Here is a 24,193-nt window from a genome sequence, read left to right on the forward strand (position 1 = left end):
CGGGACCTCCTTCTGGACGCGAACGGGGCAAGGATGACACGGGTTGCGCCCGATGCCCGGGAATACCGCGGGCGGGTCGAAAGTTGGGCCGGACGAGGGCGCTGACAGGCGGTGTCAACCACGGATCCATTTGGTTTGCGAATCGATACGTCTTGATGCACACTGTCCCCGCCGATTTGTTGAACAGCTGAATATAAGAAGTGGATGGGAATGGCTACGGACTACGACGCCCCCCGCAAGACCGATGACGACTCCGAGTCGATCGAGGCCCTGAAGGAGCGAGTCCCCGACAAGATGTCCGGAGTCGTCGACGTCGATGACGCCGACAACCCGGGCGGATTCGAACTGCCCGGAGCCGATCTCTCCGACCTCGATCTGGACGTCGTGGTCCTTCCGCCCCAGGCGGACGAATTCACGTGCGTGAGCTGCTTCCTCGTGAAGCACCGCTCTCAGATCGACCACGAGGAGAAGCTGGGACCGATCTGCCTGGAGTGCGCCGCTTAGGCCTCTCCACGCTCCGAAGGACGACCTCTCCGTCGCCGTGATCCCCGGATCGCGGCGACGATGTCGTTCGGGCGGCGACTCGACAGCAGCCAGTACGGCGTCGGGTCCTCAGGGTCCTCGATCGGCACCCGCACCACGTCCCGCACCCACCCGCGGATCACGAGGTACGCCCGCGCGTCCAGCCGCGGCCCCCGCTCCGCGAACGCCTGCTGCCCCGTGTGGGTCGTCGGCTCGCCCACGAGCTCCAGCGGGATGTGCGCCCGCCCGGCCCGGAGCTCCCCGTCGACGACCTCGATCACGGGCGAGAGCGCGAGCAGGGCGCCGATCGTCCCTCCGTACAGCACGAGTGCGACGACGACGCCGACGACCGGATCGATCGGCGCGAAGACCAGGATGCTGGCGGGGATCACGAGGGCTGTGGAGACGAAGAGCCACGGCGCGGGCCAGAGCCTCTCCCGGTAGGACTGCATGTCCCTATTGCACCAGACAACTGGTCTACCCTCGTCACGTGAACGAATCCGTCGACGTCCCGATCCGCGCGGACAGCATCCCCGGCTACGCGCACCCCGGAGACGCCGGAGCAGATCTGCGAGCGAGCGAGGACGTGGTCGTCGCCCCCGGTCGGCGAGCCAGCGTCGGCACCGGAGTGTCCATCGCCCTCCCGGACGGCCACGTCGGCTTCGTCGTCCCGCGCAGCGGGCTGGCCTTCAAGCACGGCATCACCATCGTCAACGCCCCCGGCACCATCGACGCCGGCTACCGGGGCGAGATCCGCGTCGCGCTCCTCAACACCGATGCGGAGCAGGCCTACCGCGTCTCGGCGGGCGACCGGATCGCGCAGCTCGTGATCGTCCCCGTCGTCCGCGCGCGCTTCACCCCGGTCGACGAGCTGCCCGACTCCGTCCGCGGACTCGGCGGCTTCGGATCGACCGGCTACGACGCCTCCACGACCAGCACTCCGAAGGAGAACGCATGAGCGACATCCAGGCAGCGACCGGCTCGGACGCGCCCGCCGAGACCGTCGAGCAGGACTTCGAGAAGTCCGCTCCCGAGGATCGCGCGGAGGCGGGGCCCCTCGACGAGCGCGAGGCCAACCCGGTCCGTCCCTACATCGACCTCGGCGGAGTGAAGGTGCTCCCGCGCGAGGGCATGCACATCCGCCTCGAAGTCGAGGAGGGGACGAAGCGGGTCATCGCCGTCGGCCTCGACTACGCCGGCTCGACCCTGCAGGTGCAGCCGTTCGCCGCACCGCGCTCGTCCGGACTGTGGCACGAGATCCGCGGTCAGATCGCCGACCAGGTCGCCAAGCAGGGCGGTCGCACCGCCGAGCGGGAGGGCGTCTTCGGACCCGAGCTCGTCGCGCAGCTCCCGATCGCGGGAGGGGAGTCGCGCGTCGCCCGCTTCGTCGGCGTCGACGGTCCCCGCTGGTTCCTGCGCGGAGTGATCGCCGGCGCGGGTGCGGTGAACCAAGAGGCGGCCGCCGCGGTGGAGGACCTGTTCCGCAGCATCGTCGTCGTCCGCGGCTCCGGCCCCATGCCTCCCCGCGACCTGATCCCGCTCAAGGTCCCCACCGGCGGGCAGACCCAGCAGAGCGCGAGCTGACCCGCATGGAGCAGAGCCCGTCCGAGGAGCGGCCGGGGGAGCCCGAGGCTCCCCGACCCGAGGTGGGCGAGGCGATCGCGCAGGCCGCGCGGCGCTCGGCCCTCGGAGCCGTCGCCGACGGCGAGCCGTTCGACGGCCGCGCGCTGCTGCGCTCGATGGGCGGGGTGCGCGGGATCCTCGAGGCCGTCGTGCCCGGAGTCGCCTTCGTCCTCCTCTTCACGATCACCGGCGAGCTCGTGCTCTCGCTCGTCGCGTCGGTCGGCCTGGCGGTCGCCTTCACCGTCGCCAGGATCCTCGGTCGGACACCCGTGATCCAGGCCGTGGGCGGACTGCTCGGCGTCGTCGTGTCGGCGGTGCTCGCGCTGGTCACCGGACGCGCGGTCGACAACTTCGTGCCGGGGCTGATCACCAACCTGGTCTACGGCGCGGTCTTCCTGGTGTCCGTGCTCGTGCGGTGGCCGCTGATCGGAGTGGCCGCCGGCTACCTGATGGGCGAGGGCACCGCGTGGCGGGACGACAAGCGCAAGCGCCGCCTCTTCGCCGCGCTGACGCTCGCCTGGGCCGGACTGTTCCTGCTCCGCCTCGCGGTGCAGTACCCGCTGTTCCTCGCCGAGGACACGACTGCGCTCGGCACGTGGAAGCTCGTGCTCGGCCTTCCGCTCTACGCGCCGCTGCTGGTGCTCACCGTGCTCGCCGTGCGCGCCGAGTACCGCGGCGCTCGGGAGCGCGCGGACGAGGGAACCGCCGCGCCGCGTGCGTGACGGCTGCTCCGTACACGTAGAATTGTCTCGACGTCGAGATAAATAGCTCCCGTTCGCCGCGCGCTCCGATGCGCCGTGCAGCGGGTGCGACGACGCACCGGTGTTAGGTCCTCCTTGGTGGAGGCCGCTCTGCGCGGTCGCCAAGATGGACTCGGATATGTGGGTCCGCCCGTCGGCGGGATCCACGTCAGCGAAGGAGAGGGCGACGTGTCCGCGGTAGACAGCTTTGCATCGAAAGACACCCTGAAGGTCGGTCAGACCGACTACGAGGTGTTCCGCATCGACCGGGTCCCCGGTCACGAGAAGCTCCCGTTCAGCCTCAAGGTGCTGCTCGAGAACCTCCTCCGCACGGAGGACGGCGCGAACATCACCGCCGACCACATCCGAGCCCTCGGCGAGTGGGTCCCGGAGTCGGAGCCCGACACCGAGATCCAGTTCACGCCGGCGCGGGTGGTCATGCAGGACTTCACCGGCGTGCCCTGCATCGTCGACCTCGCCACCATGCGCGAGGCCGTCGCGGCCCTCGGCGGCGACCCGGACAAGATCAACCCGCTCGCTCCGGCCGAGATGGTCATCGACCACTCCGTCATCGCCGACCTGTTCGGCACCGAGGACGCCCTCGAGCGCAACGTCGAGCTCGAGTACGAGCGCAACGGCGAGCGGTACCAGTTCCTCCGCTGGGGCCAGACCGCCTTCGACGACTTCAAGGTCGTCCCGCCCGGAACGGGCATCGTCCACCAGGTCAACATCGAGTACCTCGCCCGGGTCACCATGACCCGTGAGATCGGCGGAATCCTGCGCGCCTACCCCGACACCTGCGTCGGCACCGACTCGCACACCACCATGGTCAACGGCCTCGGCGTGCTGGGCTGGGGCGTCGGCGGCATCGAGGCCGAGGCGGCCATGCTCGGCCAGCCCGTCTCGATGCTCATCCCGAAGGTCGTCGGCTTCAAGCTGTCGGGCGCGATCCCCACGGGCGTCACCGCGACCGACGTCGTGCTCACGATCACCGAGATGCTGCGCAAGCACGGCGTCGTCGGCAAGTTCGTCGAGTTCTACGGAGCCGGCGTCGCCGAGGTCCCCCTCGCGAACCGCGCGACCATCGGCAACATGAGCCCCGAGTTCGGCTCGACCGCCGCCATGTTCCCGATCGACGACGTGACCCTCGACTACCTGCGTCTCACCGGCCGCAGCGACGAGCAGATCGCCCTCGTGGAGCAGTACTCGAAGCTGCAGAAGCTCTGGCACGACGCCGACGTGGAGCCCGTCTTCAGCGAGTACCTCGAGCTCGACCTCAGCACCGTCGTCCCGTCGATCGCCGGCCCGAAGCGCCCGCAGGACCGCATCGAGCTGACCTCGGCCAAGACGCAGTTCGAGTCGGACCTCAACAACTACGCCGACGTCTCGCACGACATCGTCGACCTGACGATCGCGGAGTCGTTCCCCGCCTCGGATCCGGGCGAGCTCCAGCCGCAGGACGCGCACAGCACGCACGAGCACGTGCACCGCTCGCACGCTCCGAGCACGGCGTCCAAGCCCACCACGGTTGAGCTCGGCGACCGCGGAGAGACCTTCACGATCGACCACGGTGCCGTCGCGATCGCCGCGATCACGTCGTGCACCAACACGTCGAACCCCTCCGTGATGCTGGCCGCGGGCCTGCTCGCCCGGAACGCCGCGCAGAAGGGCCTCAAGGCCAAGCCGTGGGTCAAGACGACCCTCGCGCCCGGCTCGAAGGTCGTCACCGACTACTACGAGAAGGCCGGCCTGACCGAGTCGCTCGAGGCGCTCGGCTTCTACACCGTCGGCTACGGCTGCACGACCTGCATCGGCAACTCCGGTCCGCTGCTCGAGGAGATCTCGGCCGCGGTCCAGGACAACGACCTCGCCGTGACCGCGGTGCTCTCGGGCAACCGCAACTTCGAGGGCCGCATCAACCCCGACGTCAAGATGAACTACCTGGCGAGCCCGCCGCTGGTCATCGCGTACGCCCTCGCCGGGTCGATGAACTTCGACTTCGAGGTCGACGCGCTGGGCACCGACGCCGACGGCAACGACGTGTTCCTCAAGGACATCTGGCCCGACGCCGCCGAGGTGCAGGCGACGATCGACTCGTCGATCGACAAGTCGATGTTCGACACGCAGTACAGCGGCGTGTTCGACGGCGACGAGCGCTGGCGCTCGCTCCAGACCCCCGAGGGCGCGACCTTCGAGTGGGACCAGGAGTCGACCTACGTGCGGAAGCCCCCGTACTTCGACGGCATGACGATGGAGACGACTCCTGTCACCGACATCGCCTCGGCCCGCGTGCTCGCGAAGCTCGGCGACTCCGTCACGACGGACCACATCAGCCCCGCGGGCTCGATCAAGGCCGACAGCCCCGCCGGCCAGTACCTGGCCGAGCACAACGTCGACCGGAAGGACTACAACTCCTACGGATCGCGTCGCGGCAACCACGAGGTCATGATCCGCGGCACGTTCGCGAACATCCGCCTGAAGAACCAGCTGCTGGACGGCGTGGAGGGCGGCTACACCCGCGACTTCACCCAGGCCGACGCTCCGCAGTCGTTCATCTACGACGCGTCGCAGAACTACCAGGCCGAGGGCACGCCGCTCGTCATCCTGGGCGGCAAGGAGTACGGCTCCGGATCCTCGCGCGACTGGGCGGCGAAGGGCACGAGCCTCCTGGGCGTCAAGGCGGTCATCGTCGAGAGCTTCGAGCGGATCCACCGCTCGAATCTCATCGGCATGGGCGTCATCCCGCTGCAGTTCCCGGCCGGCGAGACCTGGGCCTCGCTCGGGCTGGACGGCACCGAGTCGATCAGCATCTCGGGCATCGAGGCGCTGAACGAGGGCGTCACGCCCAAGACGGTGCACGTCGTCGCCGAGCCGACCGCCCACTCGTCCGAGGGCAAGCAGACGATCGAGTTCGACGCGGTCGTCCGCATCGACACCCCCGGCGAGGCCGACTACTACCGCAACGGCGGGATCCTGCAGTACGTCCTCCGCTCGCTCGTCTAGCGCCGACACGGTTGTGCGCCTCCCCGCAAGGGGGAGGCGCACAGCCGTTCCCGGGGGCCGCGTGCGTAGACTCGGGAGACGTCCACTCCCTCTCATCGACCCCGGAAGGCGGCGCGAATGGCTGTTCTCGAGACCATCGGCGGACCGCGCGACCTCGATCGCCTGACCCGCACCGAGCTCGAGGCCCTGGCGCAGGAGATCCGGGACTTCCTGGTGCGCGAGGTCTCGAAGACCGGCGGGCACCTCGGTCCGAACCTCGGGGTCGTCGAGACCACGATCGCGATCCACCGGGTCTTCGATTCGCCGCGCGACGCGATCATCTTCGACACGGGGCACCAGTCGTACGTCCACAAGCTGCTGACCGGACGGCAGGACTTCTCGGGCCTGCGCCAGCGCGGCGGCCTCGCCGGCTACCCGCAGCGCTCGGAGTCGCCGCACGACATCGTCGAGAGCTCGCACGCCTCGAGCTCGCTCTCGTGGGCCGACGGCATCTCGCGCGCCTTCACCATGACCGGTCAGACCGATCGCCACGTCGTCGCGGTCGTCGGCGACGGCGCCCTCACGGGCGGCATGACCTGGGAGGCGCTGAACAACATCAGCGACGACAACGCGCGCGGTCTCGTCATCGTCGTCAACGACAACGGCCGCTCCTACGCGCCCACGATCGGCGGCATGGCGCGGTTCCTCAACGGCGTGCGCACGAAGCGCAGCTACCGCACCCTGCACCGGGGCTCGCGTGCCGTGTCGGAGCGCCTGGGCAGCCCGGCCGCCGCCGTGTACCGCGGCGTGCGCGGGGGCCTCCACGGCTTCCTCAGCCGCTTCATCAACAACGAGGCGCTGTACTCCAACCTCGACATCAAGTACCTCGGCCCGATCGACGGGCACGACGTGACCGCGATGGAGGAGGCGCTGCAGCAGGCCAAGGACTACGGCCAGCCCGTCATCGTCCACGCGATCACCCAGAAGGGCAAGGGGTTCGGCCCGGCGGTCAAGGACCTCGCCGACCAGTTCCACGCGGTCGGCCAGATCGACCCCGAGACCGGCGAGCCTCTCGCGGCTCCGGGAGCCCAGTCGTGGACCTCGGTGTTCGCCGACGAGATCGTCGCCCTCGCCGACGAGGACGCGACGATCGTCGGCATCACCGCCGCGATGCTCCGACCCGTCGGGCTGCACAAGATGGCCGAGAAGCACCCGGACCGCGTCTTCGACGTCGGCATCGCGGAGCAGCACGCGGTCACCTCCGCGGCGGGGCTCGCCTTCGGCGGTCTCCACCCCGTCGTCGCCCTCTACGCGACCTTCGTCAACCGCGCCTTCGACCAGGTGCTGATGGATGTGGCGCTGCACCGCGCCGGAGTGACATTCGTGCTCGACCGTGCCGGGGTGACGGGGCCGGACGGTCCGAGCCATCACGGCATGTGGGATCTCGCGATCCTGCAGGTCGTGCCGAACATCCGGCTGTCGGCGCCGCGCGATTCCGTCCGCCTCTGCGAGGAGCTGCGCGAGGCCGTCGGCGTCACCGATGCCCCGACCGTCGTGCGCTTCTCGAAGGGCAACGTCGGCGAGGAGATCGAGGCCCTCGAGCGGCTGTCCGACGGCGTCGACGTGCTCTCGCGCGCCGAGCGTCAGGACGTGCTGATCGTCACCGTCGGCCCCATGGCGACGATGGGTCTGGACGTCGCGCGCCGCCTCGCGGCGCAGGGCATCGGCGCCACGGTCGTCGACCCGCGCTGGGTCGTCCCCGTGCCCGCCAGCATCATCGAGCTCGCCCGCGACCACCGACTCGTCATCTCGATCGAGGACGGCGTCCGCGTGGGCGGCATCGGCACCCGCATCCGCCAGGACCTGCGGGAGGCCGGTGTCGACACCGCGGTGACCGAGCTCGGCCTGCCGGATCAGTTCCTCGACCATGCGAAGCGCGAAGAGATCCTGGAGGACGTGGGGCTCACCCCGCAACACATCGCGCGCGACGTCGTGGCCCAGGTCCTCGGCAGCAAGATCCCCGTGGCGCGCCCGCTGCCCGAAGAGGCCGAGGCGCACGACGAGGCCCGCACCGACTGACGAGGCCTGTCGCAGGACCGATCAGAGCCGGTAGACGAGCTCGATCGCTCCGCCCGAGAACGGTGTCGTGCCGACGAGCTCGAACGGCTCGGTGCGGCGCATCGGCAGCAGCGGCCGACCGCTCCCGAGCACGACGGGCATGATCGTGACCCGCATCTCGTCCAGCGCTCCGATCTCGGCGAGGCCGGCTGCGACGCCGCCTCCGCCGACGACCCAGACGTCGCGACCGCCGGCGGATCCGCGGATCGCGGGGAGCAGCTCGGCGAGGCCGCCGGAGGCGAAGCGCACCTCGCCGCCCTCGGGCTGCGGTCGGTCGGCGGAGGTCAGCACCCAGGCGGGGAGCTCGTACGGCCAGGCGCCCTCGCGACGGACGAACTCGTAGGTCGTGGAGCCCATCACCACCGCGCCGACCGTCTCGAGGAACCGGTCGTAGTGCTCCTGGAAGGCCTCGAAGCCGAACTGGAGGAGCCACTCGAGGCCGTCGTCGGAGTCGGCGATGAAGCCGTCGAGGGAGGAGGCGACGGAGTAGACGATGCGGGTCATGCGGGGAGGCTAGACCGGACGTCCGACACGGGCCGAAGATCCGACTCCGTCGTTCGCGGCAGGATCGCCGGCGACCGGGGACGACGCCGGCACACGGGAACCGGCGGCTCCGGTGAGCCGGACCGGTTCCCGCGAACCGGAGGTCGTCCTGCCGACCGCGGACGCGACCGTCAGTCGACTCCGCGGATCACCGGGTGGTGGAAGGTGTCGCCGAAGGCCCGCTCGCTCGCGCCCACCCGATCGAGGTAGGGCGTCAGTCCGCCCATCTGGAACGGGTAGCCGGCGCCCAGGATCAGGCACAGGTCGATGTCCTCGGCGGCGTGGACGACGTCGTCGTTGAGCATCCGCTTCACCTCGTCGGCGAGGCCCGTCTCGACGCGCAGACGCAGCTCCTCGGCGGTCATCGGATCCGTTCCCCCCGCGACGATCGCCACCGCGCGCTTGTCGACGCCCTTCACGCGGCCCTTCGAGTCGCGCTCGAAGACGTGGCCGAGCTCGGCCAGGCGGTGCAGGTTCTCGCTGTCGAAGAAGCGGTCGGGGAACGCGGCGTGGTGCGTGTCGAGCACGTGCGCCCCGACCTTCAGCCCGACGAGCTCGAGCAGCTCGAACGGAGTCATCGGCAGCCCGAACGGAGCGAGCGACTGCTCGACCACCTCGAACGGCGTGCCGGTGTCGACGGCGTGCATCGCCTCTCCGAGGACCTTCGCGAGGACGCGGTTCACGACGAAGCCCGGGGTGTCGCGCGTGATGACGGCGTTCTTCTTGAGCTTCGCCGCCGTCACCATCGCGGTCGACAGCGTCTCCTCGTCGGTGAGAGGAGTCCGGACGACCTCGACGAGCGGCATGACCGCGACCGGGTTGAAGAAGTGGAAGCCGACGAGCCGCTCGGGGTGCTCGAGACGCTCGCCGATCCGCTCGACCGACAACGACGAGGTGTTGGTCGCCAGGACGGCGGTGGGGGAGACGTACCGCTCGATGTCGGCGAAGACGTCCTGCTTCACCGACAGCTCCTCGAAGACGGCCTCGATCACCCAGTCGGCGTCGGCGAAATCGGCGCGATCGGTCGTGCCGGTGATGAGACTCCGGAGCCGGTTCGCCTCGTCGGGGGAGACCCGGCCCTTCGCGAGCAGAGCGTCGATCTCGCCGACGATGCCCGCCACTCCGCGGTCGACCCGCTCCTGGTCGAGGTCGGTGATGACGACGGGCACCTGCAGCCGTCGGACGAAGAGGAGGGCGAACTGCGTGGCCATCAGCCCCGCGCCGACGACGCCGACCTTCGTGACCGGCTTCGCGAGCGCCTTGTCGGGAGCACCGGCAGGACGCTTGGCGCGCTTCTGCACGAGGTCGAAGGCGTAGATGCTCGCGCGGAACTGGTCTCCCGAGATCAGATCGGCGAGGGCCTCGTCCTCGGCGGCGAACCCCTCCTCGCGCGTCGCGCTCTTCGCGCCCTTGAGGAGGTCGAGGGCTCGGTACGGCGAGGCCGCGACGGTCCCGATGCGCGACTCGAGCTGCTTCCGGGCGATGCCGACGGCGACGTCCCACTTCACCATCCGCTCGAGACGCCCGGGAGCGTTCGGGCGCGAGACGACGACCGTGCCGCCGAGCACGCCGTCGGCCCAGCGCAGCGAGTCCTCGAGGAACGAGGCGGAGGGGAAGAGCGCATCCGCGATGCCCAGGTCGAGGACCTCGCGGGCCTTGAGGGTCCGGTTGTTCTTGAGCGGGTTCTCGACCACGACCTTGAGCGCGTTCTCGATGCCGATCAGGTTCGGCAGCAGCCAGCTGCCGCCCCAGCCCGGGATGATGCCGAGGAACACCTCGGGCAGCCCGAGAGCCGGGATGGAGGCGTCGACGGTGCGGTAGTCGGCGTTGAGCGCGATCTCGGTGCCGCCGCCGAGCGCCAGTCCGTTGATGAACACGAAGGACGGGACGCCGAGCTCCGAGAGCATTCCGAGCGTGCGATGGCCGAGCCGCGCCAGCTGGCGGCCGATCTCGCGGCTCGGGATGCTCCCGACCTTGCTCAGGTCGGCGCCCGCGGCGAGGATGAACGGCTTGCCCGTCACCGCGACGCCCTGGATCGCGCCGGCGGCCGCCCGCTCCTTCTGCGCGATCAGCACGTCGGCGAGCTCGAAGAGCGATGCCGGACCGAACGTGTTCGGCCGCGTGTGATCGCGGTCGTTGTCGAGGGTGATGAGCGCGAGCACGCGGCCGCCTGCCAGCGTCACGTCGCGGACGTAGGAGTGGGTGACGACCTCTCCGTCGGAGAGTTCGGCGAGGTCCTCGAAACCGTCGAGCATGATCAGCGTCCCTTCCGTCGTGCGCGCTTGCCGTCGAAGTGCGGGTTCTCCCACACGACGCTCCCGCCCTGCCCCAGGCCCACGCACATGGCGGTGAGGCCGTAGCGCACCTCCGGGTGCGCCTCGAACTGCCGGGCGAGCTGGATCATCAGCCGCACCCCCGAGGAGGCCAGCGGATGACCGACGGCGATGGCTCCGCCGTACTCGTTCACGCGCGGATCGTCGTCGTCGATGCCGAAGTGGTCGAGGAAGGACAGCACCTGCACGGCGAAGGCCTCGTTCAGCTCGAAGAGGCCGATGTCCTCGATGGTCAGGCCCGCCTTGCGCAGCGCCTTCTCGGTGCTCGGGACCGGTCCGATCCCCATGATCTCGGGCTCGACTCCGGCGAAGGCGAAGCTGACGAGACGCATCTTCGTCGACAGGCCGAGCTCCTTCGCGGCGTCGGCGCTCGCGAGGAGGGAGACGGTCGCGCCGTCGTTGAGCCCGGAGGAGTTGCCGGCGGTCACCCGCCCGTGCGGGCGGAACGGCGTCCGCAGTCCGGCGAGCCCCTCGAGCGTGGTCTCGGGGCGCGGAGCCTCGTCGGCGGTGGCGAGTCCCCATCCCGCGGCGCTGCGGGTCGCGACGGGGATCAGGTCGGGCTGGATGTCACCGGCGGCGTAGGCCGCGGCGAGCTTCTGCTGACTGCGCAGCGCGTAGCGGTCGGAGCGCTCCTTGGTGAGCTGGGGGAAGCGGTCGTGGATCCGCTCGGCCGTCTTGCCCATGTTCAGCGCCTCGTCGCCCACGAGCCGCTCCGAGAGGAAGCGCGGGTTCGGATCGGCGTTGAAGCCCATGGGGTGGCGCCCCATGTGCTCGACGCCTCCGGCGAGCACGACGTCGTAGGCACCGAAGGCGATGCCCCCGGCCGTCGTCGTCACGGAGGTCATCGCACCTGCGCACATCCGGTCGATCGCGAAGCCGGGGACGGTGCGGGGGAGCCCCGCGAGGAGGGCAGTGGTTCGCCCCAGGGTGAGGCCCTGATCGCCCTGCTGCGTCGTCGCCGCGATCGCGACCTCGTCGACGCGGTCCTTCGGCAGCGACGGGTTCCGCTCCAGCAGGCCGATCATGGCCTTCACGACCAGGTCGTCTGCCCGCGTCTGCCAGTACACGCCCTTCTCGCCCGCACGTCCGAACGGAGTACGCACTCCATCGACGAACACGACTTCGGATCTCTCGGCCACAATGCCTCCCTGGAACTCACGGTCGCCCCGATCGTAGGAAGAGCACGGTCGCCGCCGGAATCCTTTGCCGCTTCCTACGAAGCGTTTTCCGTGCTGTCCTCGGCCGCTTGGGCGGCTTCCACAAACGCGGTCACCAGCGGACCGGAAGTCGCGTCGACCTGCCAGGCGCGCGCTCCACCGCGGCGGAGCTCGGCGGCGACGGTCTCGGGAGTGAGCGGCTCCGGCGGGTTCCAGGCGAGGCGGCGCAGCAGCTCCGGGGTGAGCAGGTTCTCGACGGGGAGCGAGAGCAGCTCCGCGATCTCGATGACCACCGCGCGCGCCGACTTGAGCCGCAGATCCGCGGGCGGATTGCGGTCGCCCCAGGCCCGCGGCGGAGGGAGCGTCTCGACGGCGGGCCGCGTCGCCGAGGGGAGGTCCTCGGTCGTCATGCCGCGCTGGATGGCCGCCCACCAGCGCTCGACCTCGCCGCGGCTCGCGCGCCCGGTGAAGTCGCGGCGGCCCGAGAGCTGGCCGAGGCTGGTGGGGATGTTGCGGGACACGGCGACGATCGAGGAGTCGGGGATGAGTCGGCCCGGGGCGATGTCGCGCTCGCGCGCGAACGCGTCGCGGGCCAGCCAGAGCTCGCGCGCGACGGCGAGGGCGCGCAGGCCGCGGAGGGAGTGCATGCCCGAGAGCCTGCGCCACGGATCCGGGAGCGCCGCCTTGGGCTGCCGAGCGAGTGTCGCCTCGAACTCCTCGCGCGCGATCCTGGTCTTCCGCGCCTCGATGAGCATCTCCTCCATCCGGTCGCGAAGGTCGACGAGGAGCTCGACGTCCTTCGCGGCGTAGACGAGCCAGCTCTGGGGAAGGGGGCGGGTCGACCAGTCGGCCGCGGAGTGCTCCTTGGCCAGGTGGATGCCGAGGAGATCCTCCACCACCGCGCCGAGGCCCACCTTCGGGAGCCCGAGCAGGCGCGCGGCGAGCTCGGTGTCGAAGATGCGCGTCGGGTCGAGTCCGACCTCGCGCAGGCAGGCGAGATCCTGGCTGGCCGCGTGCAGCACCCACTCCTCGTCGCCGATGACGTCCTGCAGGGCGTCCATCCGCCCGATCGCCGGAGGATCGAAGAGGAACGCTCCCGCACCGCGTCGGTAGACCTGGATCAGGTACGCGCGCTGGGAGTAGGTGAAGCCGGACGCGCGCTCCGCGTCGACCGCGACCGGCCCCTCGCCCGCGGCGAGGGCGTCGACGGCGGTGAGGAACTCGTCGGGAGTGGAGAGGACACGGTAATCAGTCACGGTTGTTCCGTCGGAAGGCGAGTGAGGTCACACCGTCGCTCGATACGGGCGGGAGACCCGCGAGCATGCACAACAGCTCCCCCCAGCCTTCCACGTGTGCGGCGAGCTGCGCATCATCGGGGCTCCAGGAGGCGCGGATCTCGATCTGCGCTCCGTCTCCCTGGGCGGCGAGCTCGCCGAATCCGGTGGAGAGGACCTTCGTCGCCGTGCCCGAGGCGGCGTGGTAGGCGGCTCCGCGGGCGTCGAGGGCGTCGATGAGCCACGACCACGCGACCTCGGCCAGGAAGGGGTCGGTGCCGATCTCGACCTCGAGCGGCGCCTGGGCGAAGCAGACGACGCGGAAGGCGCCGCCCCACTGCTCGGGCTCCTCGGGGTCGTGCAGCAGGATGAAGCGGCCCGTTCCCAGCTCGGAGTCGCGTCCGTGCGCGTGCGGCGACACGTCGCCCGAGAGCGCCAGTGCGTACGGCGCGAGCCCGGTGGGGGACGGGATCTCGGACACGGTGAGCTCGGAACGGGTCGAGACCGCGCGGATCGCCTCCGTCGCGGCCCGGAACTCCTCCGGAGGCTGAGACGGCGCTGGGAAGTCGGGCACGTTCCGAAGACTAGAGTTCCGGCATGCCCGATGCCCGCAGGCACGCCGCGGAGGGCGGTCGGCGCACCGGCGCCCTCCTGCTCGCCCTCGTCGCCCTCCCCGCTCTCGCCTCCGCCGTCGCGCTCGGCACCTCCGCCCTCGTCACCGCCTTCGTGCGCGGAGTGGTCATCCCGCCCTCGCGACGGAGCGAGGACGCCCGCGTGCTCGACGTGCGTCCCGCCGCCCGCGAGATCGTCCTCGCCGCCGACGCCGACACGACCGTGCACGGCGGCTTCAGCCTCTGGTTCGACGGCGGCCGCGGTCATGCGCGCATCGGTCGCGTGCTCGCGACGGGGCAGGGGCGCGTGGTGCGGGAGCTCGGCACCGTGGACCGGGGGACCCTGCGGCCGGGGGCTCGGGGCCGCATCAACGGCTGGCTGCTCCTCTCCCCCCGGGAGACGGGGCTGCCCTTCAGCTCCGAGCAGGTGCCGACGCAGTACGGGCCCGCACCCGCCTGGCTCTTCCCGGCGGGTGACGGCGGCACGTGGGCGATCCACGTGCACGGCCGGGCGACGCACCGCGAGGAGACCCTGCGCGGTGTGGCCGTGTTCCATCGGGCCGGGCTGAGCTCGCTGGTCGTCTCGTACCGCAACGACGGCGACGCTCCGTCGAGTCCGGACGGCCGCTACGGGCTGGGCGACACGGAGTGGCGGGACGTCGACGCGGCGATCCGCTTCGCGCACCGGCGCGGTGCCCGCTCCGTCGTGCTGGTCGGCTGGTCGATGGGCGGGGCGATCTCGCTGCAGACCGCGCTGCGCTCCTCCCTGCGCCACCTGATCGCCGGGGTGGTCCTGGACTCGCCCGTGATCGACTGGCGTGAGACGCTGCGCGGTCAGGCGCGGCTCCGGCGACTCCCTCCCGTGATCGCCGCTCTGGCGCTGACTGCGATGCAGCTCCCGTGGTCGACGGCCGTCACGGGGCAGAGCGAGCTGATACCGCTCCAGAACCTGGACCTCGTGGCGCGTGCCGCCGAGCTCACGACTCCGGTGCTGCTGCTGCACAGCGTCGACGACGACTTCGTGCCGAGCGCACCCTCCGAGGCACTCGCCGCCGCCCGGCCCGACCTCGTCGAGCTCGTGCTGGTGCACGGCGCCCGGCACACCCGGATCTGGAACGACGATCCCGTGCGCTGGGAGCAGGCCGTCGCGCAGTGGCTCGACCGGCGGGGGATCAGCGGATCCGCGTCCAGCGCGCGTACGTGAATCCGGCGTCGTCGACCGCGAGCCGCTCGAGCGCGTAGCTCTCGTCGACCGCCGCATCCGTCGTCGCGACGGGAAGCCCGGGGAGGACGACGCGCGGGGCGGTCGTCAGGCAGATCTCGTCGACGAGCCCGGCCGCCAGGAACTGACCCGACAGGGAGGCTCCTCCTTCGCAGACGACGCGCTCGAGCCCGAGGGCGGCGAGGGCGGCGAGCATCTCCGCCGGGCTCATCCGACCGTCGACGGCGGGGACGCGCACCACCTCGACCCCGGGCGGCAGGGGCCCGGTGGCGGCGAGCGACTCCGGGACGAGCAGCAGCACGCGGGCGCCGTCCTGCAGACGCAGCCGGTGGCCGGCGAGGTCGCCGCGCGACGAGACGACGGCAAGCGGGACGCGCCGGGGGACCCGGTAGCCCTCGGCCCGCACGCTCGCGGCGCCCACGAGGACCACCTGCGCCTGCGCCCGGATCACACCGAGGATCGTGCGGTCGACGCGGTTGGTGAGGGTCTCGCTCGTGCCGTCCGAGCCGATGCTCGACCCGTTGACGCTCGCGATCATGTTGAGGCGGACGCGGACCGCGTCCGACGGCCGGTAGGCGTCCTCGATCGCTGCCCTCGCGCCGTCGTCCTCCAGCCGCACCGCGGGTCCGCCGGGGACGAGCGGCTGCAGGATCACGCGGCCGCATGCGCGCGGATCTGGCGCTTCGTACGGCCGAGCAGCGCGCTCATCCCCCGCAGACGTAGCGGCGAGACCGCCTCCGAGAGTCCGATCGTCTGCGGGAAGTCGTCGGGCACGGCGAGGACCTGCTCCGGGGTCAGCCCGTCGAGGCCCTGCGCGAGGATCGAGGCGAAGCCTCGGGTCGTCGGCGCCTCGCGCGGCGCGGTCGCGTGCAGGTGGATCACGTCGCCCGCGAACTCGACGACGATGAAGACGGGGGACTGGCACTCCTCGACCCGCTCGAACAGGTCGGGGTGGTCGCGGTAGCGCTCGGGCAGCTCGGGCAGCTCGTTCGAGAACTCGAGGAGGAGCTGGAGCCGCTCCGGCTTCTCGAGGGCGAGGAACTCGTCGCGGATCTCGCGGAGGGCGTCGGGCAGCAGGTCGTCGGTCGGCACCGTGTCGGAAGTCATCGTGTCGATTCTCTCACCGCGTGAGGCCCCGACCGCGGAACGGTCGGGGCCTCACGGACGGTCAGCGGGCGGCCGGGGCCTCGCCGGGCTCGGAGCCCTTGACGATCGGGACGCGCACTGCGCTGCCCCACTCGGTCCACGAGCCGTCGTAGTTGCGCACGCCCTCGAAGCCGAGGAGGTGGGTGAGGACGAACCACGTGTGCGAGGAGCGCTCGCCGATGCGGCAGTAGGCGATGACGGTGTCGCCCTCGGCGAGGCCCGCACCGTCGCGGTAGATGCCGTTCAGCTCCTCCAGCGGACGGAAGGTGCCGTCCTCGGCGGCCGCCTTGCCCCACGGCACGTTCTTCGCGCTCGGGATGTGGCCGGCGCGCAGCGTCCCCTCCTCCGGGTAGGCGGGAGCCGTGGTGCGCTCGCCCGAGAACTCCTCGGCCGAGCGGACGTCGATCAGCGGGTTGCCGAAGTGCGCGAGCACGTCCTCCTTGAAGGCGCGGATGTCACCGTCGCGGCGCTCGACGACGGGGTACTCGACCGCCTCCGGCGTCGAGGCGTCGGTGGTCAGGGGGCGGCCGTCGGCGATCCACTTGTCGCGGCCGCCGTCGAGCAGGCGGACGTCCTCGTGACCGAAGAGCGTGAAGACCCACAGGGCGTAGGCCGCCCACCAGTTGTTCTTGTCGCCGTAGATGACGACCGTGGTGTCGCGGGTGATGCCCTTCGCGCCGACCAGGGCCGCGAAGGCCGCTCCGTCGATGTAGTCGCGCTCGACCGGGTCGTTGAGATCGGTGTGCCAGTCGACCTTCACGGAGCCGGGGATGTGCCCGGTCTCGTAGAGGAGGACGTCCTCGTCGGACTCGACGACGACGAGGCCGGGGGTGCCCAGCCGTTGCTCCAGCCACTCACCGCTGACGAGTCGTTCGGGGTGCGCGTAGGCGGCGAACTTCGGCGACGGATCGAGTTCAACGGACAAGGAGGACCTCCAGGGTGGTGCGCGGAGCGCGGGCGTGAATCCAGGAGCGGGCTACGCTGGAGCCCGCCCTTCAGCGACAGTACGCGCCCCCGAGCGCGGGTGCACGGAAGGGGCCGTAAGAGTTCGACACAGAGCCGTCCGGGTCCTCCACGGAGTCCCGCGGCCCGTGCCGCACGGTTCGATGCAGAGTCAGACAGAGCGGCCGGAACCCTCCGGACGCACGATGCGAGGTGCGCGTGATCCCCGACGACGTCCGTTCGACGAGCAGCCTCACGACTCGCTCGCCCCAGATCAGCGGGCACGAGATCGCGTCGACCCTCGTGCCGCCGCGCCAGTTCGAGGGCGCGACCTTCGAGAGCTACCGCCCCGACCCGGAGTACCCGTCCCAGGCGGAGGCGGTCGAGGCGCTGCGTGTATTCGCCGCCGGCGGCGGCTCCCGCGGGGGCGGCGGCGGGTTCTTCGGCTTCGGCCGGAAGAAGGCCCCGGAGGTGAAGCCGGGCGTGTACCTCGACGGAGGGTTCGGCGTCGGCAAGACGCACCTCCTCGCCGCGATCTGGCACGCGGTGCCGGGCCGCACCTACTTCGGCACGTTCATCGAGTACACCGCCCTCGTCGGCGCGCTCGGGTACGCGGCGACGGTGTCGCTCCTGAAGGGCTCCGCCCTCCTCTGCATCGACGAGTTCGAGCTCGACGACCCGGGTGACACGATGCTGATGACCCGCCTGCTGGGCGAGCTCGTCGCCTCCGGCACCCGGATCGCGGCGACCTCGAACACCCCGCCGAACGCACTCGGCGAGGGCCGGTTCGCGGCCGCCGACTTCCTCCGCGAGATCCACGCGATGGCGGAGCACTTCCAGACGATGCGGATCGACGGCACGGACTACCGCCGTCGCGACATCGAGGGCCACGCCGTCACCCGGACCGATGCCGAGATCGCCGAGGCCCTCGCGCAGGCGCCGACCGATGCCGTCGTCACCGACGACTCCTTCCGCGCGGCCGTGGACCACCTCGGCTCCGTGCACCCCTCGCGCTACATCAAGGTGATCGACGGAGTGGATGCGATCGTGCTGCGCGACGTCGTGGCGTTGACCGACCAGACCGACGCGCTGCGCCTCGTCGCCTTCATCGACCGCGTCTACGACGCGCAGATCCCGGTGCTCGCCTCGGGCGTGCCGCTCGACGAGGTCTTCGGGGGCGACATGCTCAGCGGCGGCTACCGCAAGAAGTACCTCCGCTCGATGTCCCGGCTCATCGCGCTGACGAGCATGGCGGCGTTCGCGGCGCCGTCTTCGTAGGATCCGAGCCCCATCGGAGGGTCCGAGTCGTTCCGCAGAGCGCTCCGGCAGGTCCGTGTAACGCGTTGTTCACACGAATCGCTTCCCTGTAACGCGCCCGAAACGCGGCGCCCCTCGGAACGAAACGTCGCACGGCCAGACTGTCCGCGTACTCAAGCGACTCGACTCCGCTGACGCCCAGGCGTTCTCCGGGTCGCTCCTGCGCACCCGAAGAAAGGTTTCAGAATGGATCAAGGCAACACCGCCTTCCTTCTCATCGCCGCGGCACTCGTGCTGCTGATGACGCCGGGACTGGCGTTCTTCTACGGCGGTCTCGTCCGGGCGAAGAGCGTCATCAGCATGATGATGCTCAGCTTCGGAGCGATGGGGCTGATCGGAGTCCTCTGGGTCCTCTACGGCTACGCCATCGCGTTCGGCAACGGCCCCGCGGGCCCCGCCGGCACCGACACCTTCTTCGGGATCGACGGCTTCCTCGGCATCGACGTCGCGCAGATCGGCCTGCAGGGCCTCTACAACGACGCGCTCGGCGAGCAGACCGCGGCCTACCCGACGATCGCGTTCGCGGCGTTCCAGGCCACGTTCGCCATCATCACGGTCGCGCTCATCTCGGGTGCGATCGCCGACCGCGCGAAGTTCGGCGCCTGGATGGTCTTCGCCGGCGTCTGGGCGACCCTCGTGTACTTCCCGGTCGCCTCCTGGGTCTTCAACTTCACCCTCGGTGACGAGGGCGTCGTGGACGGAGGCTGGATCGCCTACAACGTCGGAGCGATCGACTTCGCCGGTGGCACCGCGGTGCACATCAACGCCGGTGCGGCGGCCCTGGCCCTCGCCCTGGTCCTGGGCAAGCGCGTCAACTTCACCAAGGGCGCGCACCAGCCGCACAACCCGCCGTTCGTGCTGCTCGGCGCGGGTCTCCTCTGGTTCGGCTGGTTCGGCTTCAACGCGGGCTCCGAGCTGGCGGCCGACGGCATCGCTGCGATCGCCTTCCTGAACACCATCGCCGCTCCCGCCGCCGCGATCCTCGGCTGGCTCGTCGTCGAGAAGATCAAGGACGGCAAGCCCACCTCGATCGGCGCAGCCTCCGGTGCCGTCGCGGGTCTCGTCGCGATCACCCCCGCGTGCGCCAGCCTGTCGCCGTTCTGGGCGATCGTCCTGGGCATCATCACCGGAGCCGTCTGCGCCCTGGCGATCGACCTGAAGTACCGCCTCGGCTACGACGACTCGCTCGACGTGGTCGGTGTCCACCTGGTCGGCGGTCTGATCGGAACGCTCTACATCGGCTTCTTCGGCACCGACGTCGGACTGTTCCTCGGCGGCGGAGCCGCTCAGCTCGGCGCGCAGGCTCTCGCGGCCTTCACGGTCCTCGCCTACTCCTTCCTGATGACCCTCCTGATCGGCTTCGTGATCCAGAAGACCATCGGGTTCCGCGTCAAGAACGAGGACGAGGTCGCCGGCATCGACACCGCGATCCACGGCGAGGCGGGCTACGTCCTCGCGGACTGACCCCTCCCACCCGCACCGCACCGCACGGGGTGCCGCTCTTCCGAGAGCGGCACCCCGTCGCTGTTCCCGCGCCGCGCCGGGGATCCGGGCTAGGGTTCCCGGGTGCCCTCCTCGCGCTCGGTCGTGTCCCTGCTCCTCCGACTCCTCGGCCGCACCGTCGCGCCGCGGGCCGACGCGCAGCCGCCGGCGCAGCGTCCGTTCCTGACGCCGACGGCGTCGACTCCGGGAGCGAGCGGAGTCGGCCGGACGGTCGAGATCGACCCGGCCCGCCTGCGCGGAGTGCACGCCGGCTACGCGCCGACCGCCGACGGCGACCCCGACCCGGGGGAGATCGTCTGGACCTGGGTCCCCTACGAGGAGGACGACGGGCGCGGCAAGGACCGCCCGGTGCTCGTCCTCGCGGTCGAGAAGGCCGGGACCGTCCTCGCGGTGCGCCTGAGCTCGAAGCAGCACGACGGCTACCTGCCGGTCGGCACGGGGGACTGGGACGCCGAGGGGCGGCCGAGCTGGGTCGACCCGGAGCGGGTGTTCCGCATCCACCCCGCCGGCATGCGCCGCGAGGGCGCGGTGCTCGAGCGCTCGCGGTTCGACCCGATCGCGAAGGCCGTCTCGGCGCGCTACGGCTGGCGCTGACGGCGCCCGCCCGTTCCGGACGGGGCCACGGCGGCTCAGGCCAGAGGATCGATCGGCACGAAGTCCGGGAACTTCGCCGTGCGGCCGTCGCCGGAGGAGGTGCCGGTCAGGCGCCTGCGCACCCACGGGGCCACGTGCTCGCGGTAGTACTGCGCGGATCCCTGCCGGGCGGCCGGCTCCGACGGGATGTCCCGCCAGGCGGCGGGCGGGGTCAGCCCGAGCGCCGAGAGGACCTTGGACGCGACGCGGTGGTGCCCGCGCGGTCCCATGTGCAGCCGGTCCTCCGACCACATCTCGGGACGCTGGAAGGCGGAGTCGTTCCAGTTGTCGGCGACGACGATGTCGTCGCGTCCGCCGATGCGGTCCAGGACCGCGGTGGTGAGAGCGTCGCCACGGCGCTTGATCATGCGCCCCAGCGGCAGTCGGGCGGAGGGGTCGGCGCCGGCCAGGGCGATCAGCACCACGCCCTCCTCGTCGCAGCGGCGGAGCACGTGCGCGTACGAATCGGCGATCCTGTCGATGTCGGCGCGGGGGCGGAGCATGTCGTTGCCGCCGCCGTTGAAGGACAGGTGAGTCGGCTTCAGGGCGAGGGCGGGCTCGAGCTGCTCCTCGACGATGGGCGCGATGAGCCGGCCCCGGATCGCGAGGTTGGCGTAGCCGATCCGCTCGCCGGTCGCCTCGGCCCAGCCCTGCGCGGCCAGGTCGGCCCAGCCGCGGGTGGTCCCGTCGGGCAGCTCGTCGCCGACGCCCTCGGTGAAGGAGTCGCCGATCGCGACGTAGCGGACGGCGGTCATCGGTGTACTCCCCGGCACTGCATCGTCCCACGGTAGCGGGCGGGACGGAGCCCGACCTCGGGGATGGACCGTCAGCCCTCCCAGCCGAGGAGCCAGGTGATGCCGTACCGGTCGCGGACCTGACCGTCGGTCGCTCCCCACGGCTTCGCCCCGAGCGGATCGACGACGGCGCCGCCCTCGGCGAGCCCCTCGAACCACCGCTCGAGCACCTCCGGTTCCGCGGCTCCGAGGAGCGCGAAGAGGACGCCCTCGAGGTGGAGCGACTCCTCGCCGGTCGCCGCGTCGGACGCGCCGAGCGCCACCGGGCCGGTGAGCACGCCGTGGGCGATCGCCTCGCCGGGGCCGTCGGTCCGGCCGAACTGCGCGAAGGTGTGCAGGGCGAGCTCGCCGCCGAAGACGTCGCGATAGAAGCCGAGGGCGGACCGGGCTGTGCCGGGGAAAGCGAGGTAGGGCAGCGGCGCAGTCATGCGGGCCACCCTAGAGCGCCGTGCCCGCCCTCGGGAAGCGGCCCGGCACTCAGATGCCGCGGCCGAAGACGTGGAGGTCGAGGTCGGCGCTCAGCCGATCGCTGACCCGGCGGCCGCGGACGCTGGTGCCGTCGCGGTCCAGGGGCGGGCTCACGACGGCCGCGCCCAGCCGACCGGGGACCGAGAGGACCAGTGCGCCCGACACGCTCGACTTCGCGGGGATCCCGACCGCGCGCATCCAGCGGCCGGAGCCGTCGTAGACCCCGCAGGTGGCCATCACCGAGAGCACATCGCGCGCGCCCGAGGGAGGGACGACGCGCTCGCCCGTGACGGGGTTCACTCCGCCGAGGGCGAGAGTGGCGCCCATGACCGCGAGCGCGCGGGTGTCGACGAGAACGGCGCAGGCGCGCGCGTAGGCCGAGACCGCGTCGTCGGCTCCGACGTGCAGCGTGCCCTCGGCGCGCATGAGGTGCGCGAGGGCGTGGTTGCGATCGCCGAGCAGGTGCTCGTTGCGGGCGACGGAGTCGTCGATCTCGAGGGGGCGGCCGGCGAACGCCGACAGACCGCGGAGGATGCGCTCGCTCCGCTCGTCGGCGCCGTCGCCGTCGACGAGGGAGGCGGTGAGCAGCGCGCCCGCGTTCACCATAGGGTTCGGCGGACGGCCGGTCCCGCTCTCGAGCTTGACCGCGTCGAACGCCTCGCCGGTCGGCTCGATGCCGACCCGCTCGAGTGCGTCACCGCCGGTGTCGAGCAGCGCCAGGGCGAACAGGAACGGCTTCACGGCCGACTGGATGCTGAAGGGCACGTCCGCCTCCTCGCTGGAACGCACGGAGCCGTCGGGCAGCACGAGGGCGAGGGCGAGCAGGTGCGGGTCGGCGGCGGCGAGCTCGGGGATGCTGTCGTCGACGGCGCCGACCTCGTCCCCGTCGTCGGCGAGGACCCGGCGGCGCAGCGCGTCGAGGTCGTAGGTGCGGGGATCGGCGGGTGAGCTCATCCGACCAGCGTGACACGCGCACCTCGACGCAGCGCCTGAGGGCGATCGGTGGTCACCGGGTGGATACCCTGGCCGGATGAGCACTCCGCGCCCCCTCGAGCAGTCCGCGAAACTCCGGAACGTCCTCTACGAGATCCGCGGGAAGGCCCTCGTCGAGGCGTCGCGGCTCGAGAGCGAGGGGCACCGCATCCTCAAGCTCAACACCGGCAACCCGGCCGGCTTCGACTTCGAGGCGCCGCACCAGATCGTGCGCGACATGATCGCCGCGGTTCCGAACGCCCACGGCTACAGCGACAGCCGCGGGATCCTCTCGGCACGCCAGGCCGTCACCTACCGCTACGAGGAGATCCCGGGCTTCCCGCCGGTCGATCCCGAGTGGGTTTTCCTGGGCAACGGCGTGTCGGAGCTCATCACGATGACGCTGCAGGCCCTGCTCGACGACGGCGACGAGGTGCTGATCCCGGCGCCCGACTACCCGCTCTGGACGGCGATGACGAGCCTCGCCGGCGGCACGGCGGTGCACTACCGCTGCGCGGAGGAGGACGCCTGGCAGCCGGACCTCGAGGACATCCGCTCGAAGATCACGCCGAAGACCAAGGCGATCGTCGTGATCAACCCCAACAACCCGACCGGAGCGGTCTACAGCCGCGCGGTGCTGGAGGGGATCGTCGCCGTCGCCCGCGAGCACTCGCTGCTGCTGCTCGCCGACGAGATCTACGACCGCATCCTCTACGACGACGCGGTGCACATCCCGCTCGCCTCGCTCGCTCCCGACCTGCTCTGCTTGACGTTCAACGGGCTGTCGAAGACGTACCGGGTGGCCGGCTACCGCTCCGGATGGATGGCGGTCACGGGGCCGCGGGCGCACGCGGAGGGGTTCCTCGAGGGCATCACTCTGCTCGCGTCGACGCGGCTGTGCCCGAACGTGCCCGGGCAGTACGCGATCCAGGCGGCGCTGTCGGGCGTGCAGTCGATCGAGGCGCTGGTCGCACCGGAGGGGCGGCTGCACCGCCAGCGGGACGCCGCGTGGTCGGGGCTCGAGCGGATCCCGGGCGTCTCGTGCGAGCTGCCGCGCGGTGCGCTCTACGCGTTCCCACGGCTGGACCCCGAAGTGCACGACATCCGCGACGACGGGAGGCTCGTCTACGACCTGCTGATCGCGGAGCACATCCTGCTGGTGCCGGGGACGGGGTTCAACTGGCCGACGCCCGACCACCTCCGCATCGTCACCCTCCCCGAGGAGCGGGTGATCTCGGAGGCGATCGAGCGGCTCGGCAACTTCCTGTCGTCGTACCGGCAGTAGTCCCACGC

Annotated in this window: 23 protein-coding genes; 11 read left to right on the plus strand and 12 right to left on the minus strand. The window is 71.1% G+C overall.

What is annotated here, in order from left to right:
- The first annotated feature begins 210 nt into the window (after positions 1 to 210).
- The gene (locus C1I63_RS13980; RefSeq protein WP_055792269.1) at positions 211 to 504 is read left to right on the plus strand and encodes a DUF4193 domain-containing protein; all 294 of its coding nucleotides are present in this window, start codon (positions 211 to 213) and stop codon (positions 502 to 504) included.
- On the opposite strand, the gene C1I63_RS13985 is transcribed toward C1I63_RS13980, so the two are convergent.
- Positions 501 to 974 (minus strand): DUF3093 domain-containing protein, encoded by a 474-nt coding sequence (locus C1I63_RS13985; protein ID WP_107575171.1) that lies wholly within the window; start codon positions 972 to 974, stop codon positions 501 to 503. The genes C1I63_RS13980 and C1I63_RS13985 overlap by 4 nt on opposite strands.
- A 38-nt stretch (positions 975 to 1,012) precedes the next feature.
- On the opposite strand from C1I63_RS13985, the gene dut reads away from it, so the two are divergent.
- The 5 genes from dut (at position 1,013) to dxs (ending at position 7,946) form a co-directional block, all read left to right on the plus strand.
- On the plus strand, positions 1,013 to 1,480 hold the full coding sequence (gene dut / locus C1I63_RS13990) for a dUTP diphosphatase (RefSeq protein WP_107575172.1): 468 nt from the start codon (positions 1,013 to 1,015) through the stop codon (positions 1,478 to 1,480).
- On the plus strand, positions 1,477 to 2,106 hold the full coding sequence (locus tag C1I63_RS13995) for a DUF3710 domain-containing protein (protein ID WP_055792260.1): 630 nt from the start codon (positions 1,477 to 1,479) through the stop codon (positions 2,104 to 2,106). The genes dut and C1I63_RS13995 overlap by 4 nt, the downstream gene beginning before the upstream one ends.
- Positions 2,107 to 2,111: 5 nt before the next feature.
- Positions 2,112 to 2,867, plus strand: coding sequence for a DUF3159 domain-containing protein (locus C1I63_RS14000; RefSeq protein WP_107575173.1), 756 nt, complete (start codon positions 2,112 to 2,114; stop codon positions 2,865 to 2,867).
- Positions 2,868 to 3,074: 207 nt separating this feature from the next.
- Complete coding sequence (gene acnA / locus C1I63_RS14005) at positions 3,075 to 5,888, plus strand: aconitate hydratase AcnA (protein ID WP_107575881.1); 2,814 nt, start codon at positions 3,075 to 3,077, stop codon at positions 5,886 to 5,888.
- Positions 5,889 to 6,005: 117 nt separating this feature from the next.
- Positions 6,006 to 7,946 (plus strand): 1-deoxy-D-xylulose-5-phosphate synthase, encoded by a 1,941-nt coding sequence (gene dxs, locus C1I63_RS14010; RefSeq protein WP_107575174.1) that lies wholly within the window; start codon positions 6,006 to 6,008, stop codon positions 7,944 to 7,946.
- A gap of 21 nt (positions 7,947 to 7,967) precedes the next feature.
- Here the strand turns inward: dxs and C1I63_RS14015 are convergent, their stop codons facing one another.
- From C1I63_RS14015 to C1I63_RS14035, 5 genes are all read right to left on the minus strand, one after another.
- Positions 7,968 to 8,489 (minus strand): dihydrofolate reductase family protein, encoded by a 522-nt coding sequence (locus tag C1I63_RS14015; protein WP_107575175.1) that lies wholly within the window; start codon positions 8,487 to 8,489, stop codon positions 7,968 to 7,970.
- Positions 8,490 to 8,659: 170 nt separating this feature from the next.
- Complete coding sequence (locus C1I63_RS14020) at positions 8,660 to 10,783, minus strand: 3-hydroxyacyl-CoA dehydrogenase NAD-binding domain-containing protein (protein ID WP_107575176.1); 2,124 nt, start codon at positions 10,781 to 10,783, stop codon at positions 8,660 to 8,662.
- Between the two features lie 2 nt (positions 10,784 to 10,785).
- Entirely contained in the window at positions 10,786 to 12,000 is a 1,215-nt protein-coding gene (locus C1I63_RS14025) for a thiolase family protein (RefSeq protein WP_055792244.1), read from the minus strand.
- A gap of 74 nt (positions 12,001 to 12,074) precedes the next feature.
- The gene (locus C1I63_RS14030) at positions 12,075 to 13,274 is read right to left on the minus strand and encodes a ribonuclease D (RefSeq protein ID WP_107575177.1); all 1,200 of its coding nucleotides are present in this window, start codon (positions 13,272 to 13,274) and stop codon (positions 12,075 to 12,077) included.
- Positions 13,267 to 13,866: a DUF3000 domain-containing protein gene (locus C1I63_RS14035; RefSeq protein WP_055792238.1), complete on the minus strand. Its 600-nt coding sequence runs from the start codon at positions 13,864 to 13,866 to the stop codon at positions 13,267 to 13,269. Before C1I63_RS14035 ends, C1I63_RS14030 begins: the two co-directional genes overlap by 8 nt.
- Positions 13,867 to 13,889: 23 nt before the next feature.
- On the opposite strand from C1I63_RS14035, the gene C1I63_RS14040 reads away from it, so the two are divergent.
- On the plus strand, positions 13,890 to 15,107 hold the full coding sequence (locus C1I63_RS14040) for an alpha/beta hydrolase (RefSeq protein WP_107575178.1): 1,218 nt from the start codon (positions 13,890 to 13,892) through the stop codon (positions 15,105 to 15,107).
- Here C1I63_RS14040 and C1I63_RS14045 read toward each other — a convergent pair.
- From C1I63_RS14045 to C1I63_RS14055, 3 genes are all read right to left on the minus strand, one after another.
- Positions 15,076 to 15,780 carry a dihydrofolate reductase family protein gene (locus C1I63_RS14045; protein ID WP_244907087.1) on the minus strand — a complete coding sequence of 235 codons (705 nt, stop codon included), beginning with the start codon at positions 15,778 to 15,780 and terminating at the stop codon, positions 15,076 to 15,078. The genes C1I63_RS14040 and C1I63_RS14045 overlap by 32 nt on opposite strands.
- On the minus strand, positions 15,777 to 16,232 hold the full coding sequence (locus tag C1I63_RS14050) for a SufE family protein (RefSeq protein ID WP_055792228.1): 456 nt from the start codon (positions 16,230 to 16,232) through the stop codon (positions 15,777 to 15,779). The genes C1I63_RS14045 and C1I63_RS14050 overlap by 4 nt, the downstream gene beginning before the upstream one ends.
- A 61-nt stretch (positions 16,233 to 16,293) precedes the next feature.
- Positions 16,294 to 17,196, minus strand: coding sequence for a sulfurtransferase (locus C1I63_RS14055; RefSeq protein WP_107575179.1), 903 nt, complete (start codon positions 17,194 to 17,196; stop codon positions 16,294 to 16,296).
- 236 nt (positions 17,197 to 17,432) lie between these two features.
- On the opposite strand from C1I63_RS14055, the gene zapE reads away from it, so the two are divergent.
- The 3 genes from zapE (at position 17,433) to C1I63_RS14070 (ending at position 20,627) form a co-directional block, all read left to right on the plus strand.
- A complete protein-coding gene (gene zapE, locus C1I63_RS14060; RefSeq protein WP_244907090.1) occupies positions 17,433 to 18,491 on the plus strand; it encodes a cell division protein ZapE in 1,059 nt (352 codons plus the stop codon).
- 225 nt (positions 18,492 to 18,716) lie between these two features.
- Positions 18,717 to 19,994 (plus strand): ammonium transporter, encoded by a 1,278-nt coding sequence (locus C1I63_RS14065; RefSeq protein ID WP_055792223.1) that lies wholly within the window; start codon positions 18,717 to 18,719, stop codon positions 19,992 to 19,994.
- A 102-nt stretch (positions 19,995 to 20,096) separates the two neighbouring features.
- Positions 20,097 to 20,627 (plus strand): type II toxin-antitoxin system PemK/MazF family toxin, encoded by a 531-nt coding sequence (locus tag C1I63_RS14070; RefSeq protein ID WP_055792218.1) that lies wholly within the window; start codon positions 20,097 to 20,099, stop codon positions 20,625 to 20,627.
- A gap of 35 nt (positions 20,628 to 20,662) precedes the next feature.
- On the opposite strand, the gene C1I63_RS14075 is transcribed toward C1I63_RS14070, so the two are convergent.
- From C1I63_RS14075 to glsA, 3 genes are all read right to left on the minus strand, one after another.
- Positions 20,663 to 21,421, minus strand: a complete 759-nt coding sequence (locus C1I63_RS14075) for an SGNH/GDSL hydrolase family protein (RefSeq protein WP_107575180.1) — start codon at positions 21,419 to 21,421, stop codon at positions 20,663 to 20,665.
- Between the two features lie 71 nt (positions 21,422 to 21,492).
- A complete protein-coding gene (locus C1I63_RS14080) occupies positions 21,493 to 21,888 on the minus strand; it encodes a VOC family protein (protein ID WP_107575181.1) in 396 nt (131 codons plus the stop codon).
- 49 nt (positions 21,889 to 21,937) lie between these two features.
- Positions 21,938 to 22,882, minus strand: coding sequence for a glutaminase A (glsA, locus tag C1I63_RS14085; RefSeq protein ID WP_107575182.1), 945 nt, complete (start codon positions 22,880 to 22,882; stop codon positions 21,938 to 21,940).
- A gap of 76 nt (positions 22,883 to 22,958) precedes the next feature.
- Between glsA and C1I63_RS14090 the strand changes: the two genes are divergently transcribed.
- Positions 22,959 to 24,185 (plus strand): pyridoxal phosphate-dependent aminotransferase, encoded by a 1,227-nt coding sequence (locus tag C1I63_RS14090; protein ID WP_107575183.1) that lies wholly within the window; start codon positions 22,959 to 22,961, stop codon positions 24,183 to 24,185.
- Positions 24,186 to 24,193 lie beyond the last annotated feature (8 nt).

This window comes from Rathayibacter caricis DSM 15933, from assembly GCF_003044275.1.
Classification (GTDB): Bacteria; Actinomycetota; Actinomycetes; order Actinomycetales; family Microbacteriaceae; genus Rathayibacter; species Rathayibacter caricis.